The organism is Streptomyces noursei, from assembly GCF_016917755.1.
Lineage (GTDB): Bacteria > Actinomycetota > Actinomycetes > Streptomycetales > Streptomycetaceae > Streptomyces > Streptomyces yunnanensis.
In genome coordinates, this window is the sequence record NZ_CP070326.1 from 3,657,223 (window position 1) to 3,673,671 (window position 16,449).

Consider the following 16,449-nt stretch of genomic DNA (forward strand, 5'->3'; position numbering starts at 1 on the left):
ACTGCCGGGCAGGGAAAGGAAGTAGACGATGGCCAACGCCTCACGCCAGGTGCTCTGGGAGTATTGGGGAACAGAACTCAAGCGACATCGGGAGAACGCCGCCTTAACCCAGGAGATGCTGGGAGAGAAGGTGTTCGTCTCCGGCGGATACATCGGACAGTTCGAGCAGGCGATCCGTCGCCCCCAGCTGGATGTGGCGATCCGCATCGATCAGGTTCTACAAACCGACGGTTTTTTCGAGCGAGCATGGCGCAAGCTCATCGACGACCAGCGGTACGCGGATTACTTCGCGAAGGTGGTGGAGCTTGAGCCTCTGACGACAACGATCTGCGAGTTTGCGCCAATGATCGTGCCCGGTCTGCTCCAGACCGAGCCATACATGCGGGCGATCATGCGAGCAGCCAGTCCGTTCGCGCCGGACGAGGCGTTCGACGAGGGCGTGCAGTCGCGCCTGGACCGCGCGGTCATCCTCAACAGCGGGGTACCTTCCACGTATTGGGCAGTGCTGCATGAGGCCGTCCTCCGAGTACCGGTGGGCGGACCGGTCGTTATGGCCGAGCAGCTGGAGCACATCGTGCGGCTCGTCCGCGAGCACAAAGCCCTGATCCAGATCCTCCCGTTCACCGCAGGCGCGTACCCGTCCATGGGCAAGATGCTGAAGCTCATGGACTTCGACGATGCCCCGCCAACTGCCTATACAGAGGCGGTGTATGCGGGCACGCTGCTGGACGATCCGGCCATAGTGAAGCGCGTGCAGCAGGACTACGATTTGATCCGGGCCGCAGCGCTCTCGCCGGAGGCGTCCCTGGCCCTGATCGAATCAGCGGCGGAGGAATACCGAAAATGCGCACCTACGACCTGAGCACGGCCGAGTGGCACAAGAGCAGCTACAGCAACGGCGAAGGCGGCAGCTGCGTCGAGGTCGCTCGCTGGCGTAAGAGCAGCTACAGCGGCCACAACAACGACGATTGCGTCGAGGTCCGCGACGACCTCCCCGGCCTCGTCCCCGTCCGTGACAGCAAAAACCCGCACGGACCGGCGCTGGTCTTTCCGGTCGACGGGTGGTCGACATTCGTGGATGCCGTGAAGAGCGGCCAGTACAAGCCAATCTGAGAGCGCCTCATCCGCGCACCATCCGCGTCTTCGCCACACCATCTCCACAAGGCCCCGCCATCCGTCCGGATGTCGGGGCCGCATCACGTTACCGACCGGTCATCGACGACTGAATGCGACCTTCCACACTTCTCCGTCCACGCACGTCAAGGACCCTTACGGCGTGTCAGGCGACAGGTAGCATCCGGTGATGTTCGGCGGCACGGCAGCCGTGGCGGCCGAGACATCCCCGTCCGTCCCAAACGAGGATCTCGATGACATCCATACCGCAGGCGCTGTTGTGGTGCCTCAGCGCAGGTACGGCCGCCGCCGTGGTGCTGGCGGCGCTCCTGGTCCGCGTGCGCAAGGAGCGGGCCGGCCTCAGAGCCCGCCTGACCGCAGCCGAGGAACACAACAGCGCCACGCTCCACAGCAACACGGAGCTGTCGGCCAGGCTGCGGGCCACCGAGGCCGAGATCCGGCACCTGGCCGAGGCCCGGCTGCCCGACCTGACCCTGGCGCTGGCCCATCCGCACGTACCGGTGCGCGGTCTGCTGGACAAACGATTCGGCGGGTCGGGGACCGACGAGGCGCTGGAGGCCGTGCTGACGCAGGTCGGCGAGGCGATCACCAAGGAGCGCACCCGGGTCGACGCGGCGGCGCAGTCCACGCTGCGCGGCGCGACCACCACGATCCAGGCGCTGCTGTACCAGGTGCAGACCTCGTTGCAGACGATGCAGCACAAGTACGACGACCCGCAGATCGCGCAGGACCTGCTCGACGCGGACTTCCTCAACGAGCAGGCGCTGCGCCGCGTCCAGGCCACCGGCGTCGTGTGCGGTGCCTGGCCGGGTCTGACCCGCGAGGACTCCTACCTCGCGGAGCTGGTGGTGGGCGCCACCTCGCGGCTGCGCGGCTACGAGCGGGTGCAGGTCAGCAACCAGCTGCGGGACCCGGTCGCGGTGGTGGCACGGGCCGTCGAGCCGATCGCGATCACCGTCACCGAGCTGCTGGCGAACGCGCTGCACCACTCGCACCGGGAGCTGCCGGTCTCCGTCACGCTCCAGCAGGGCAGCCGCGGCGCCTCGGTGATCATCGACGACTACGGCGTCGGCATGCACGACGACGAGATCAAGCACGCGATGGAGCTGCTGGCGGGCGGCGACAGCCTGCTGCTGACGCAGCTCGGCGACCCGCCCCGGTCGGGCTTCGCCGCCGCCGGCCAGCTGGTGCGGCAGTACGGATTCGGGGTGCACGTGGAGCCGTCGCCGTACGGCGGGGTGCGGGCCGTGGTCTACATCCCGGGCGATCCGCTGCTGACCGTCCTCGACGCGGGCGCGCGGCCGATCTCGGTGATGGCGCCGATGCCGCACCGGGCCCCCGGCGGGCCGCGGGACCGGGCGGCGGTGCCGTCCACGATGCCGACCGGGGCGAGCGCCCCGGCCACCCCCGCGGCGGCCATGCCGGCGCCGCGCCCCGCGCCGGCCGAGCCCTACGCGGCGCCCGCGCAGCCGGCGCCGGCGGCCGCCGCACCGGAGCCGCAGCAGTCGCACCAGGACCAGGCGCCGGCCGAGGGTGAGTTGCCGCGCCGGCGCCGTCGTCGGCCGCAGTCCGAGCCGCAGCCCGAGTCCCACCCCGACACGATCAACCTGCGCTCCCCGGAGGAGACGGGGTCCCGCTGGGCGGCGCTCCAGCGAGGCACCGAGTCCGGGCGGGCCGCAGCCCATTCAGAACCCCCGCGCAGTCCCGAAGGGAACGCCCAGTCATGAACAGCCCCACCCGTCGCCGTGTCACCGAGGACAAGTCCTGGGTGCTGGCTCCCCTGTTGGAGCTGCCGCATGTCGTCCACGCCGCCGTCATCTCCGGCGACGGCTTCATCGAGGGTGCCTCGCCGGGCCTGTCGCGGGAGGCCGCGGAGGGCGTCGCGGCGATGATGTCGGCGCTCCAGGGCGCGGGGCGCGCGGTCACCGCGGCGTTCACCGAGCAGGACGACGCGCGGCTGCGGCAGACCGTGATCGAGTCCGACGAGGGTTTCGTTTTCGCGATACCGGCGGGTGAGAACACCTGCCTGGCCGTTTTCGCCGACCCGGAGGTGAACATGGGCGTCGTCGCGCACCACATGCAGATCCAGGTGACGACCCTGGGCAAGAAGGTCATGAACAGCCCGGCTCGGGACCTCGGCAGCCAAGCATGACGCCGCGCCAGAGCAGCGGACGGCGCCTCGTACCGGCCTATCTGGCGACCGGCGGACGCGCCCAACCGAGCCGCAACACGTTGGACCGGCTGACCGTGCTGATCAGTGTGGACATGCCGATCACCAGCGAAGTGCGCCCCGAAGAGCACCGGATCCTGGAGCTGCTCCAGCCCGGGGCGCTGACTCTGGCCGAGGTGGCCGCCCACCTTCACCTGCCGGTGAGCGTGGTGAAGGTGCTGGTGGCCGACCTCGTCGATGCCGGGCGCCTGCACGCCCGAGTCCCCATACCCGAAGCCGAGCAATTCGACCGGCAGATCCTGGAGAGGGTTCTCGATGGACTCCGCTCTCTCAAGTCCTAGCCCCGGCGCCGGGACCGGCAACATGTACCTCCGCGGCGAGAACCAGACGCTGGTGAAGCTGCTGGTCGCCGGCCCGTTCGGAGTCGGCAAGACCACGCTCATCCGCGCGCTCTCGGAAACCCCGCCGCTGCACACCGAAGAGGTGATGACGCAGAGCGGCGCGATGGTCGACGACCTCGCCGGCGTGCGGGACAAGACCACCACCACCGTCGCCATCGACTTCGGGCGGCTGACGCTGCCCGGGGACCTGGTGCTGTACCTGTTCGGCACGCCCGGGCAGAAGCGGTTCCGCCCGCTGTGGCAGGACATCGCCCGCGGTGCGCTGGGCGCCCTGGTCCTCGCGGACACCCGCCGGCTGGCGGACTCGTTCGAGGTGATGGACATCGTGGAGGAGGCCGGGCTGCGCTACGCGGTCGCGGTCAACACCTTCCCCGACGCCCCGCAGTACGACGTGGAGAAGATGCGCGAGGCGCTCGACCTGCACCCGGACACCCCGTTGGTGCTGTGCGACGCCCGGGACCGGGCGCAGTCCGTCGACGCACTGATCGCGCTGGTCCGACACGTCCTGGACCACACGCCCGAGGAGAACCCGAACCCGTGACTTCCCCGTACGAGCCGGGCGCCGCCCAGCCGCCGTCCTGCCCCGGACAGGCCGTTCCGCCGACGCAGGCCGCCGCTCCGCCGCCGGGCTGTCCGGCGCACGGGATGCCGCAGGCCCCGGCGCAACCGGACGCGTACGCGCCGGTGAGGCTGTACGGGCCGGAGTTCGCCGCCGACCCGCAGCGGATCTACGCGCATCTGCGGCAGTACGGGGCGGTGGCCCCGGTGGAGATCGCGCCCGAGGTGCCCGCGCTGCTGGTGACGGACTACCGGGCGGCGCTGGAGCTGCTGAACGACGACACCACCTGGTCCAAGGACTCCCGGGCCTGGATGCAGACCGTCCCGCCGGACACGCCGGTCATGCCGATGCTGCACTGGCGGCCGAACGTCTTCTACAGCGACGGGCCGGCGCACGTCCGCTACCGCGACGTCATCGTCGACAGCTTCAAGCTCGTCGAGCCGCACGAGCTGCGGGCCCGGGTGCACGACGCGGCGGACACCCTGATCCGGCGGTTCGGCGACCGCGGCGAGGCGGATCTGATCGCGGACTACGCGCGGCTGATCCCGCTGCTGATGTTCAACTCCCTCTTCGGGCTGCCCGATTCGTACAGCGACCGGCTGATCGCGGCGATCGCCGGAATGATGGAGGGCAACTCGCCGGAGGAGGCGCAGGCCGCCAACGAGGCGTACACGCAGTACATCATGGAGCTGGTCGGCGCGAAGAAGGCACAGCGCGGGCCGGACCTCACCTCGTGGATGATGGACCATCCCAACGAGCTGGGCGACGAGGAACTGATCCACAACATCATCCTCGTGATGGGGGCGGGCAACGAGCCGCTGGCCAACCTCATCGGCAACGCCCTCTCCCGCATGCTGTCGGACGACCGCTACTACAACACCGTCTCCGGCGGGGCACTGACCGTCCACGACGCCATCAACGAGGTGCTGTGGAACGACCCGCCGATGGCCAACTACTCCGCGCACTTCCCGGTCCGGGACGTCTTCTTCCACGGCACCTGGGTGCGCGCCGGGCAGCTGGTGATGGTGTCGTACGCGGCGGCCAACAGCCAGTTCGACACCACGGGCGCCCAAGGCCCGGGGTCGGGCAGCGGATCACACCTGGCGTGGGCGGCGGGGCCGCACGCCTGTCCGGTGAAGCGGCACGCGCTGCTGATCGCCATCACCGCGATCGAGCGGCTCACCGCCTGGCTCTCGGACATCGAACTCGCCGTCCACCCAAGTGAGTTGGAGTGGCGCAACGGGGCCTTCCACCGGGCCTTGGCCGCCCTCCCGACCCGCTTCACCCCCATCACCCCGGACCAGGCAGGAGCCACGCCATGGCAGACCAGCGGCCCTTCGTCATCGACCCCACCGGAGCCGACGTCCACGGCGAAGCAGCCCGCCTCCGCGCACTAGGCCCCGCGGCCCGGATCGAGCTGCCCGGCGGCATCCGAGCCTGGGGCGTGACCGGTCACGCCCTGCTCAAACAGCTGCTCACCGACGACCGGATCTCCAAGAACCCGAGGGACCACTGGCCGGAGTGGCAGCGCCCGGAGATCCGCGGCAGCTGGCTCCAGTCGTGGATCGGCGTGACGAACATGTTCACCGCCTACGGCCCCGACCACCGGCGGCTGCGGAAGCTGATCGCCCCGGCGTTCACCGCGCGCCGCACGGACGCGATGGTGCCGCGGGTGGAGCAGATCACCCGCGACTTACTGGACGGGCTGGCGGCGCGCCCCGCGGGCGAGGTGATCGACCTGCGGGAATCCTTCAACCACCCGCTCCCCATGCAGGTGATCTGCGAGCTGTTCGGCTACCCGGAGGGTGCGCCGCGGAGCGAACTGGCCCGCGTCGTCGCCGAGATCATGGACACCACGGCCACCCCGGAGCAGGCCGCGGCGACCCAGCTGGCGGTGGCCGAGCTGCTCGGTTCGCTGGTCGCGGCCAAGCGCGCGGAGCCCACGGACGACCTGACCAGCCTGCTGGTCGCGGCCCGGGACGACGAGGGCCAGGGGATGACCGAGCGGGAGCTGCTGGACACCCTGCTGCTGGTCATCGGCGCCGGCCACGAGACCACCGTGGACCTGCTGGGGAACGCGGTGTTCGCGCTGCTGACCCACCCCGAGCAGCTGAAGCTGGTGCGGGCGGGCGGCGCGTCGTGGAACGACGTGATCGAGGAGACGCTGCGCTGGTCGCCGAGCATCGCCAGCCTGCCGCTGCGGTTCGCCGTCGAGGACGTCGAGCTGCCGCACGGCGAGGTGATCCGCAAAGGCGAGGCGCTGCTGCCGATGTACGCGGCGGCGGGCCGGGACCCCGAGCAACACGGCGCGGACGCCGTCACGTTCGACGTCCGGCGGGCGGCCCAGGAGCACCTGGCGTTCGGGCACGGGGTGCACCACTGCATCGGCGCGCCGCTGGCCCGGCTGGAGGCACGGACCGCGCTGCCGGCGCTCTTCGAACGGTTCCCGGACATCCATCTGGCCGTGCCGGCCGAGGAGTTGGCGCCGGCCGGCGGATTCATCGCGGGCGGGCTGGCGAGCCTGCCGGTGCGACTGACGGCCTGAGCCGGGCGGCCCCCGGCAGCATGCGGCCCCGCCACCGGTTGCGTCCGGTGGCGGGGCCGTCCTCGTGCCGGACGGCGCCTGGGGGCGGGGCGCCGCCGTGGGCCGGGGTCTCTTCCGGCGACCTAGCCGCGGTAGCGCGGCGAGCGGGCCGCCGCGGCCAGCAGGCGGCCGATGTCCTCCGGGCGGAGCGTCAGGGCGGCGCCGGCGGTGCTGAGCACCTCGCGTTCGGCGGGGGTGCAGGGGCCGTCGGCGAGGGCGATCCGCGCGCCCTGGAGGAGCAGCGATTCCCGCCCGGCGGGGGCGAGGTGCGGCGCCAGCGGCTCCAGCGCCTCGTGGAGCTCTATGGCCAGCGCGGTGCCGCACGGGTCGAGGCCCCGATGTCCGCAGTGGCCGCCGGTGGCGGCCTGGTACGTGCCGGTCATCCGGCCGGTGTCGGCGGCCAGCGCGGCGAGCAGGGTGAGCAGGTGGTCCTCGGTGCAGTCGGCGGAACCGGCCGCGCGGACGGCGGCGACCGCGGTGTCGCGGACCGCGCGGGAGGCCGTGCCACCGGCCGCCAGCAGGGCCAGGGTCAGGGTGTGGACGGCGTCCCGGAGCATCGCGGAGAACCGGACGGTGGTGGGGTGGTCGAGCGCGTCCAGCCCGAAGTGGCCCTGGCAGGCGGAGCATTCGAGGATCGGCCCGGCGTCGCCGCGGGCGAGGACGGGAATGCCGAGGACGGTGAGGCGGCGCCGGCCGGTGCGGCGGAGGTAGTTGCGGTCGCCGCCGCAGTCGGGACAGAAGAACTCGCCGTCGGCGACGGTCCGCCACGATGTGCGCACCCCCACCACACATACGTTGCGCATCACGTCAGCCCTCCGTCATTCCCCACAGCCTTGAGGACATGGGAGGCGCCCCCATCGGCCACTTCGCCTTTCGTTACGTGATGTTAGCCACATCGGTGATGCGTCGTCAGCACCTCGTATCGGACAACGGATGCTCCGCTGGCCGGAATACAGGCGGGGATGCGTACGGAGTGTGTACGGGACGCGGAACGCCCGCAGGGCGGATGCGGAACGGCCCCGCCGCTCCGGGGTGCGGAGCGGCGGGGCCGTGCGCGAGGTGACGCGAGGGGGGGGTCAGCGCGCCGCGCGGTTGACGGCGGAGACCACGGCCTTGAGGGAGGCGCGGGTGGTGTTGGCGTCGATGCCGATGCCCCACAGCACCTTGCCGTCGATGGCGCACTCGATGTACGAGGCGGCCTGCGCGGAGGCGCCCTCGCTCATGGTGTGCTCCTGGTAGTCCAGCAGGCGGGCGTCGATGCCCAGGCCCTGCAGCGCGTGGAAGAACGCGGAGATCGGGCCGTTGCCGGAGCCCACCAGGACGGTCTCGACGCCGTCCACCTCGGCCTCGACGGTGAGGGTGTCCACGCCGTCCTTGTCGGTGGTGGTCTGCCCGGCCCTGACCTGGATGCGGCCCCACGGGTTCTGCGGGTTGGGCAGGTACTCGTCCTGGAAGACCGACCAGATGGCGGCCGGGGTGACCTCGCCGCCCTCGGCGTCGGTCTTCTCCTGGATGATCCGGGAGAACTCGATCTGCATCCGGCGCGGCAGGTCCAGCTTGTGGTCGTTCTTCAGGACGTAGGCGATACCGCCCTTGCCGGACTGGGAGTTGACGCGGATGACCGCCTCGTAGGAGCGGCCGACGTCCTTCGGGTCGATCGGCAGATACGGGACGGCCCACTCGATGTCGTCGACGGTGACGCCCTTGGCGACCGCGTCGGCCTCCATCGCGTCGAAGCCCTTCTTGATGGCGTCCTGGTGGGAGCCGGAGAAGGCGGTGTAGACCAGGTCGCCCGCGTAGGGGTGGCGCGGGTGGACCTCCATCTGGTTGCAGTACTCGCTGGTGCGACGGATCTCGTCGATCTGCGAGAAGTCGATCTGCGGGTCGACGCCCTGGGAGAAGAGGTTCATGCCCAGCGTCACCAGGTCGACGTTGCCGGTGCGCTCGCCCTGCCCGAACAGGCAGCCCTCGACGCGGTCGGCGCCGGCCATGACGGCCAGCTCGGCGGCGGCGACGGCCGTCCCGCGGTCGTTGTGCGGATGGGTGGACAGGCAGACGAACTCGCGGCGCGACAGGTTCCGCGACATCCACTCGAAGCGGTCGGCGTGCGTGCTGGGCGTCGAACGCTCCACGGTGGCCGGCAGGTTGAGGATGATCTCGCGGCCCTCCTCGGGCTGCCAGATGTCCATCACGCCCTCGCAGACCTCCAGGGCGAAGTCCAGCTCGGTGTCGGTGAAGATCTCCGGCGAGTACTGGTAGCCGAAGGTCGTCTCGTCGCCCAGCAGCTTCTCGGCGTACTCCACCACCAGCCGGGTGCCGTCCACCGCGATCTGCTTGACCTGCTCCTTGGAGCCGCGGAAGACGACCCGGCGGAAGGTGGGGGCGGTGGCGTTGTAGAGGTGGACGGTGGCCCGGGGGGCGCCGCGCAGCGACTCCACGGTCCGCTCGATCAGCTCCTCCCGCGCCTGCGTCAGCACGGAGATCGTCACGTCGTCGGGGATCGCGCCCTCTTCGATGATCGACCGGACGAACGCGAAGTCCGTCTCACCGGAGGACGGGAAACCCACCTCGATCTCCTTGTAGCCCATGCGGACCAGCAGGTCGAACATCTCCCGCTTGCGGGCCGGCGACATGGGGTCGATCAGGGCCTGGTTGCCGTCGCGCAGGTCGGTGGAGAGCCAACGGGGAGCCTTGGTGATCCGCTTCTCCGGCCAGGCACGGTCCGGCAGCTGCACGGCCTCGAACGGGCGGTACTTGCGGATCGGCATGCCGGAGGGGGCTTGCGCGTGGGTGGCGTTGGTGATCGGGGTGGGGCGGCCGACTGGCTGCGACATATGCGTAGGGCTCCTCGGGGAGATCCGTATGACGGCCGACGGTCGAACGCAGCACCAGATCCCGCGGGGAGGGGGTCGGCCTACGACTACAGGCCCTCGCCGCGGCAGCTAAGAAGAAGCAGCCCGAAACGCATGATGCACAGTACGTTAGCGGAGGCGCGCAAGATCCGCAGTCGCGTATCAGTATGCGGGATCGCCCGGACGTAGCGCCGAATATGCGACCAACCACACGTTTTCGGGAACTTCGGCCGCTGCCAGTGACAGACGCATTACGCAGTGCCACCGTTTCCCTATGAAGGAATCCGTGACCCAGACGCGCATCACACCAGCCCCCACGACGCCGGTCTTCTGCACGATCGTGCCGCCGCACATCCTCGGCAGGCTCGCCGAGTCCGACGACCCCGCCTGGCACGAGCCCGCCCGCCGCACCCTGGAGCACGACGCCCTCCACCGCACCCGCCGCACCGGTCTCGCCGCCCAGGCCCGCGCCCCGCAGGAGGCCCGGGCCGCCGCCGACAAGCCCAACCGCACCGTCTACGACGCCGGCCACCAGCAGGACCTGCCCGGCACCAAGGTCCACTCCGAGACCGACGGCCCCTCCAAGGACGCCTCCGTCAACCGTGCGCACGCCGGCCTCGGCGCCACCTTCGAGCTCTACCTGAAGGTCTACGGCCGCAAGTCCATCGACGGCGCCGGCCTCCCGCTGGACGCCACCGTCCACTACGGCGAGAAGTACGACAACGCCTTCTGGGACGGCCAGCGCATGGTCTTCGGCGACGGCGACGGCCGGCTCTTCAAGGACTTCACCATCCCCGTCGACGTCATCGGCCACGAGCTGACCCACGGCGTCACCCAATACACCGCCAACCTCGACTACCAGGCCCAGTCCGGCGCCCTGAACGAATCCATCTCCGACGTCTTCGGCTCCCTGATCAAGCAGTACGCGCTGAACCAGACCGCCGACCAGGCCGACTGGCTGATCGGCGCGGACCTGCTCGCCCCGGGCGTGCACGGCAAGGCGCTGCGCTCGATGAAGGCCCCCGGCACCGCCTACGACGACCCGCAGCTCGGCAAGGACCCGCAGCCCGCCACGATGGCCGGCTACGTCCAGACCGCCGACGACAACGGCGGCGTCCACCTGAACTCCGGCATCCCCAACCACGCCTTCTACATCGTCGCCAGCGCGCTGGGCGGCAAGGCGTGGGAGCGCGCGGGCCAGATCTGGTACGACGTCCTGACCGGCGGCCACCTGGCCAAGAACGCCCAGTTCGCCGACTTCGCCAACCTCACCGTGCAGGCCGCCCAGACCCGCTACGGCGCGTCCGGCGCCGAGCACGAGGCCGTGGTCAAGGCGTGGTCCCAGGTGGGCGTGCTCGGCAAGTAGCCCGCCGCCCCGGGGAGGGTGTGGTCGCCGGCGCGACTATTCCCTCCCCTTCGGGTAGAAGCCCCCCATGCGCATCCACATCCGCCGCACCGGCGGCTTCGCCGGCATCGAGCGCCACGCCGAGATCGACACCGCAGACCGCGCCGACGCCGTCGACTGGCACACCCTCGCCGACCGCGCCCTGGCCGCCGCCCACGCCGCCCCGCCCGCCGGCGTCCCCGACGGCTTCCGCTACACCCTCACCGTCGACGACCGGACCGCCTACTGCACCGACCCCCAGCTCACCGACGACCAACGCGAACTGATCACCCGCGTACTGAAAGAGGGGGCGTAGGCGGGGGCATAGGCGGGCGGGGCCCACCACCCCCATCCCCAACCCCGTTCCGGACCGGGCGAGTTGCACACCCCTTGACACCGTTACCGACGGTTAACAGGATCCCGGGACATGACACCGGAGCCCGGATCCGCACGCCCCTCTGCCCCCGATTCCACACCGTCGCCCGACCGTCCCTCCCCCCTCCCCCGCTTCCCCCGCGACTTCCTGTGGGGCGTGTCCACCTCCGCCGCCCAGATCGAGGGCGCGGTGGACGAGGACGGGCGCGGGCCCTCCGCCTGGGACGCGTTCGCGGCCGAGGCCGGGCGGATCAAGGACGGCTCGACCCCCCGGGTGACGACCGACCACTACCACCGGTACCGCGAGGACGTGGCCCTGCTCAAGGAACTGGGCGTCGGCGCGTACCGGTTCTCGGTGGCCTGGCCCCGGGTGGTGCCCGAGGGCCGCGGGGCGGTCAACGGCGCCGGGCTGGACTTCTACGACCGGCTGGTGGACGCGCTGCTGGAAGCCGGGATCGCCCCCGTGCCGACGCTGTTCCACTGGGACACCCCACAGCCCCTGGAGGCGGCCGGCGGCTGGCTCGTCCGGGAGACCGCCGCACACTTCGCGGCGTACGCGGACACGGTGGCGGCCCGGCTCGGCGACCGGGTACCGCACTGGATCACCCTCAACGAACCCGCCGAACTGACCCTGCTGGGCTACGGCCTGGGCCAGCACGCACCCGGCCGGCACCTGCTCTTCGACGCACTGCCCGCCGCCCACCACCAGCTGCTCGGTCACGGCCTGGCCGTCCAGGCACTGCGCGCCCGCGGCGCCACCAGCATCGGGATCGCCAACTCGCACGGCCCGACCTGGCCGGCGTCGAACTCCCCCGCCGACACCGAAGCCGCCGACTTCTACGACCTGCTGCTCAACCGGCTCTTCGCCGAACCGATCCTGCTGGGGCGCTACCCCGACGAGGGCATCGCCGCGCTGCTCCCCGGCCCGGTCGCCGACGACCTCAAGACCATCTCCCAGCCACTGGACTGGTACGGCATCAACTACTACCAGCCGACCAGGATCGGGGCACCGGAGGCGGACGACGGCGCCACGGCCTCGGGCTTCTCCGGCATCCGACTGCCCGCCGGCCTGCCGTTCGCCCCACGGGAGATCGAGAACCGACCACGGACCGGCTTCGGCTGGCCCGTCGTCCCCGAGGCACTCACCGAACTGCTGCTGACCTTCCACCAGCGGTACGGCGCCGCCCTCCCGCCACTGATGATCACGGAGAACGGCTGCGCCTACGACGGCATCGACGACCCCGAACGGATCGCCTTCCTGGACGCCCACCTACGGGCCCTGCGGACGGCCCTGGACGCCGGCGCCGACGTCCGCGGCTACTTCGTCTGGTCCCTGCTGGACAACTTCGAATGGGCGGAAGGATTCCACCAACGGTTCGGCCTGGTACACGTCGACTACACGACACTGCGGAGGACGCCGAAGGCGTCTTTCCGGTGGTTCCGCGACGTGGTCGCTGCGCTTGGCTGACTTCCCACGTAGCCGGCGCCGACAACGTGGGAAGGTTAAAAACCCAGCTTGCGCAGCTGCTTGGGGTCGCGCTGCCAGTCCTTCGCGACCTTGACGTGCAGGTCGAGGAAGACCGGCGTGCCCAGGAGTGCCTCGATGTGCTTGCGGGACTTGGTGCCGACCTCCTTCAGGCGCTTGCCCTTGGGGCCGATGATGATGCCCTTCTGGCTGGGGCGCTCGATGTAGACGTTGGCGTGGATGTCCAGCAGCGGCTTGTCGGCGGGCCGGTCCTCGCGGGGGAGCATCTCCTCGACGACGACGGCGATGGAGTGCGGCAGCTCGTCGCGGACGCCCTCCAGCGCGGCCTCGCGGATCAGCTCGGCGACCATGACCTGCTCGGGCTCGTCGGTGAGATCGCCCTCGGGGTAGAGGGCGGGGCCCTCGGGGAGCAGCGGGACGAGGAGGTCGGCGAGCAGCGACACCTGCTTGTCGCCCACCGCGGAGACCGGGATGATCTCGGCCCACTCGATGCCCAGTTCCTTGCCGAGCTGGTCGATGGCGATCAGCTGGGCGGCCAGCGCCTTGGAGTCGACCAGGTCGGTCTTGGTGACGATGGCCACCTTGGGGGTCTTCTTGATGTCGGCCAGTTCACCGGCGATGTAGCGGTCGCCGGGGCCGATCTTCTGGTCGGCGGGGAGGCAGAAGCCGATCACGTCGACCTCGGACCAGGTGGTGCGGACGACGTCGTTGAGCCGCTCGCCGAGGAGGGTGCGCGGCTTGTGCAGGCCCGGGGTGTCGACCAGGACCAGCTGGGCGTCGGGGCGGTGCACGATGCCGCGGACGGTGTGGCGGGTGGTCTGGGGGCGGTTGGAGGTGATCGCCACCTTCGTTCCGACCAGAGCGTTCGTCAGGGTGGACTTGCCCGCGTTGGGGCGGCCGACGAAGCAGGCGAAGCCCGCACGGTGGGGTGCGGTGGAGTCTGTACGAACACTCATGACGCCCATTCTCCCCGATCCCCGCCGCGGCTCCGACCATCCGCCGCTCCCCGACCGCCACGGGGCGGGGCGCACAGGGGTGCGGCGCCCCGCCCGGTGGTGCGGCTCAGGCCGACGGGCCCGCCGGGACGTTGGCGCGCAGGGTGCCGTCGGGGGCGGCGAGCAGGACGGGGGTGTCCGGGCCGCCCAGGTCGCGGACGGCCGCGCGGTCGGCGTCGGCGGCCTGCTCGGCCTCGCTGACCACGGCCGCGGCCTCCAGGGACGTGGCGCCGCTGGCGACGGCCATCGCGACGGCCGTCTGGAGGGCGCTGAGCTTGAGGGAGTCCAGGGCGACGGTGCCGGCGACGTAGGTCCGGCCGGTCTCGTCGCGGACGGCGGCGCCCTCGGGGACGCCGTTACGGGCCCGCGCCGAGCGCGCGAGCGTGATGATCTTGCGGTCTTCGGGGTCCAGCGGTGCGGCTTCGGTCATACGGGCGAGCATATGTGGGGGCCGGGCCGGGGCCTACGGGGCGGGCCCGTCGACCGTGGCGGAGGCGCGGGCCGTCCCGCTCGCCCGGGTGTCGCGTCCGCGGTGAGAACGCACGATGGCTGAAGAGTCCGGTTGCCCCGCTCCCCTGTGCCGGGGCACCCGGCTCTTCAGCCAACGCCGTTTCCGGGTCCGCACCGGGCGGTGCCGCCGTGGGCATGCTGCCCGCGGGGGGCGTCGCCCGGTGCGGAGTCGTGTGTGACCACCGGATCGCCGGTCACCGTCGTCGGTGACCGGCCCCCCTCCCGGTGCCCGTGCTCGCGATGTCCGCGGCCTGGCCGGACGTCATCGCGAATGCTGCGGTGAGTTTTCCTTCACCGCCCGGCGGCGCCTCTCGAAAGGGCCGCGCCGGGGAAATCCGCCGCGATATTCACGGCGCCCCCGGATTCCCCACCTCGGGTCTTTCCACTCGCGGCGAGGGCATGATGCCGCCCGGGCGGTCCGCCCGCAGAGCTGCCGCGATGGTGGGCACCATCGCGGCTTTTCTTCCACGCATTTCGTTCAGCTTCCCTCTGCCACACAGCACCGACCCCCTTTTCGATGCCGGTTCGAAGATCTTTCCACGGAATTGGCGAGGGAATCCAGGGCTACCGGAAATGGCTTTGAGGATATTTCTGCTGCACTGCGGATCAGTAGCCGGGTGCGGGCGAATGCCCCACAGGTCCGGTGCCGCGAGGGCGGCGGGCCGGCGGTCAGGCGCCGGGGCCGTCACCCTGCGCGTCCGCCGCGCGGACCGGTTCGCAGAGCACCGTGACGATCTTGTTGCGGCGGCCGGCCGGCGACTCGGCGACCAGCCGCAGCGCCTTGAGGTCCGGGTCCGAGGCGTCGTCGGAGAGGTCCATCTCGGCGGTCGCACCGGCGATCGGGACCCGGCCCAGCAGCTTGGCGAGCAGCCCACCGACCGTCTCGACGTCCTCGTCGTCCAGTTCCGCCAGGCCGTACAGCTCGCCCAGCGCGCCGATGTCCAGCCGGGCGGTGACCCGGTAGCGGCCGCCGCCGAGATCCTGCACGGGCGGCAGTTCCCGGTCGTACTCGTCGGTGATCTCGCCGACGATCTCCTCCAGGATGTCCTCGATGGTGACGATGCCGGCGGTGCCGCCGTATTCGTCGATCACCACCGCGACGTGATTGCGGTCCCGCTGCATCTCGCGCAGCAGATCACCGGCGTTCTTGGTGTCGGGGACGAACACCGCGGGGCGCATCGCCGTGGAGACCAGTTCGCTCTCCGCGTCCCGGCTGATGTGCACCTTGCGGGCGAGGTCCTTGAGGTAGACCACGCCGACGATGTCGTCCTCGTTCTCCCCGGTCACCGGGATCCGGGAGAAGCCGGAGCGCAGCGCGAGGGTCAGCGCCTGGCGGATGGTCTTGAACCGCTCGACGGAGATCAGGTCCGTGCGCGGCACCATCACCTCCCGGACGAGGGTGTCGCCGAGCTGGAAGACCGAGTGCACCATCCGGCGCTCCTCGTCCTCGATCAGCGACTCCTTCTCGGCCAGGTCCACCAGCGACCGCAGCTCCGCCTCGGAGGCGAACGGGCCCTTGCGGAAGCCCTTGCCGGGGGTGAGGGCGTTGCCGAGCAGGATCAGCAGCTGCGGCACCGGGCCCATCACCCGGGCCAGCGGCAGCAGGACGTACGCCGCCGCGGTGGCGGTGTTGAGCGGGTGCTGGCGGCCGATGGTGCGCGGGGAGACCCCCACGGCGACGTAGGAGACCAGCACCATCACCGCGATGGCGACGGTCAGCGCCTCCCAGGTCGTGTCGAAGGAGCGCAGGCAGGCGTAGGTGACCAGGGCGCCGGCCGCCACCTCGCAGCCGACCCGCACCAGCAGGGCGACGTTGAGGTAGCGGGTGGGGTCGGCGGCGACCGCGGCGAGCTTGGCGCTGCCGCGGCGGCCGGAGCGGACCGCCTCCTCGGCGCGGAAGCTCGTCGTGCGGGTCAGCCCGGCCTCCGCGCAGGCGGCGAGCCAGGCGACCACGACGAGCAGTACCGCGACGGCGATCAGGGTGGTCATCGCGCGTCCC

At 71.1% G+C, this 16,449-nt stretch carries 16 protein-coding genes; 11 read left to right on the top strand and 5 right to left on the bottom strand.

Annotation, left to right across the window (positions count from 1 at the left end; translation table 11 throughout):
• The first annotated feature begins 28 nt into the window (after positions 1 to 28).
• The 8 genes from JNO44_RS16195 (at position 29) to JNO44_RS16230 (ending at position 6,809) form a co-directional block, all read left to right on the top strand.
• Entirely contained in the window at positions 29 to 862 is an 834-nt protein-coding gene (locus tag JNO44_RS16195) for a helix-turn-helix domain-containing protein (protein ID WP_205364872.1), read from the top strand.
• Positions 844 to 1,113: a DUF397 domain-containing protein gene (locus JNO44_RS16200; RefSeq protein ID WP_205364874.1), complete on the top strand. Its 270-nt coding sequence runs from the start codon at positions 844 to 846 to the stop codon at positions 1,111 to 1,113. The genes JNO44_RS16195 and JNO44_RS16200 overlap by 19 nt, the downstream gene beginning before the upstream one ends.
• A gap of 254 nt (positions 1,114 to 1,367) precedes the next feature.
• Positions 1,368 to 2,861, top strand: coding sequence for a sensor histidine kinase (locus tag JNO44_RS16205; protein ID WP_205364876.1), 1,494 nt, complete (start codon positions 1,368 to 1,370; stop codon positions 2,859 to 2,861).
• Positions 2,858 to 3,286, top strand: coding sequence for a roadblock/LC7 domain-containing protein (locus JNO44_RS16210; RefSeq protein ID WP_039636544.1), 429 nt, complete (start codon positions 2,858 to 2,860; stop codon positions 3,284 to 3,286). Before JNO44_RS16205 ends, JNO44_RS16210 begins: the two co-directional genes overlap by 4 nt.
• The gene (locus tag JNO44_RS16215) at positions 3,283 to 3,645 is read left to right on the top strand and encodes a DUF742 domain-containing protein (protein ID WP_073442189.1); all 363 of its coding nucleotides are present in this window, start codon (positions 3,283 to 3,285) and stop codon (positions 3,643 to 3,645) included. Before JNO44_RS16210 ends, JNO44_RS16215 begins: the two co-directional genes overlap by 4 nt.
• A 22-nt stretch (positions 3,646 to 3,667) precedes the next feature.
• The gene (locus JNO44_RS16220; protein WP_205369891.1) at positions 3,668 to 4,246 is read left to right on the top strand and encodes a GTP-binding protein; all 579 of its coding nucleotides are present in this window, start codon (positions 3,668 to 3,670) and stop codon (positions 4,244 to 4,246) included.
• Entirely contained in the window at positions 4,243 to 5,661 is a 1,419-nt protein-coding gene (locus tag JNO44_RS16225) for a cytochrome P450 (protein ID WP_205364878.1), read from the top strand. The genes JNO44_RS16220 and JNO44_RS16225 overlap by 4 nt, the downstream gene beginning before the upstream one ends.
• Positions 5,583 to 6,809 carry a cytochrome P450 family protein gene (locus JNO44_RS16230; RefSeq protein WP_205364879.1) on the top strand — a complete coding sequence of 409 codons (1,227 nt, stop codon included), beginning with the start codon at positions 5,583 to 5,585 and terminating at the stop codon, positions 6,807 to 6,809. The genes JNO44_RS16225 and JNO44_RS16230 overlap by 79 nt, the downstream gene beginning before the upstream one ends.
• 122 nt (positions 6,810 to 6,931) lie before the next feature.
• Here the strand turns inward: JNO44_RS16230 and JNO44_RS16235 are convergent, their stop codons facing one another.
• Both JNO44_RS16235 and leuA read right to left on the bottom strand, forming a co-directional pair.
• Entirely contained in the window at positions 6,932 to 7,651 is a 720-nt protein-coding gene (locus JNO44_RS16235) for a TerB family tellurite resistance protein (RefSeq protein WP_205369900.1), read from the bottom strand.
• A 273-nt stretch (positions 7,652 to 7,924) separates the two neighbouring features.
• A complete protein-coding gene (gene leuA, locus JNO44_RS16240; RefSeq protein ID WP_205364881.1) occupies positions 7,925 to 9,682 on the bottom strand; it encodes a 2-isopropylmalate synthase in 1,758 nt (585 codons plus the stop codon).
• Positions 9,683 to 9,974: 292 nt separating this feature from the next.
• Between leuA and JNO44_RS16245 the strand changes: the two genes are divergently transcribed.
• The 3 genes from JNO44_RS16245 (at position 9,975) to JNO44_RS16255 (ending at position 12,927) form a co-directional block, all read left to right on the top strand.
• A complete protein-coding gene (locus tag JNO44_RS16245) occupies positions 9,975 to 11,066 on the top strand; it encodes a M4 family metallopeptidase (protein ID WP_205364882.1) in 1,092 nt (363 codons plus the stop codon).
• Between the two features lie 67 nt (positions 11,067 to 11,133).
• Positions 11,134 to 11,400 (top strand): protealysin inhibitor emfourin, encoded by a 267-nt coding sequence (locus JNO44_RS16250; protein WP_205364883.1) that lies wholly within the window; start codon positions 11,134 to 11,136, stop codon positions 11,398 to 11,400.
• Between the two features lie 111 nt (positions 11,401 to 11,511).
• Positions 11,512 to 12,927 (top strand): GH1 family beta-glucosidase, encoded by a 1,416-nt coding sequence (locus tag JNO44_RS16255; RefSeq protein WP_205364884.1) that lies wholly within the window; start codon positions 11,512 to 11,514, stop codon positions 12,925 to 12,927.
• 35 nt (positions 12,928 to 12,962) lie between these two features.
• On the opposite strand, the gene era is transcribed toward JNO44_RS16255, so the two are convergent.
• The 3 genes from era to JNO44_RS16270 all read right to left on the bottom strand — a co-directional run bounded on the left by era (position 12,963) and on the right by JNO44_RS16270 (position 16,439).
• Entirely contained in the window at positions 12,963 to 13,901 is a 939-nt protein-coding gene (era, locus tag JNO44_RS16260) for a GTPase Era (protein WP_073442512.1), read from the bottom strand.
• 106 nt (positions 13,902 to 14,007) lie between these two features.
• Positions 14,008 to 14,370, bottom strand: a complete 363-nt coding sequence (locus tag JNO44_RS16265) for a cytidine deaminase (protein ID WP_067358805.1) — start codon at positions 14,368 to 14,370, stop codon at positions 14,008 to 14,010.
• Positions 14,371 to 15,119: 749 nt separating this feature from the next.
• Positions 15,120 to 16,439, bottom strand: coding sequence for a hemolysin family protein (locus JNO44_RS16270; protein ID WP_205364885.1), 1,320 nt, complete (start codon positions 16,437 to 16,439; stop codon positions 15,120 to 15,122).
• Positions 16,440 to 16,449: the final 10 nt, after the last annotated feature.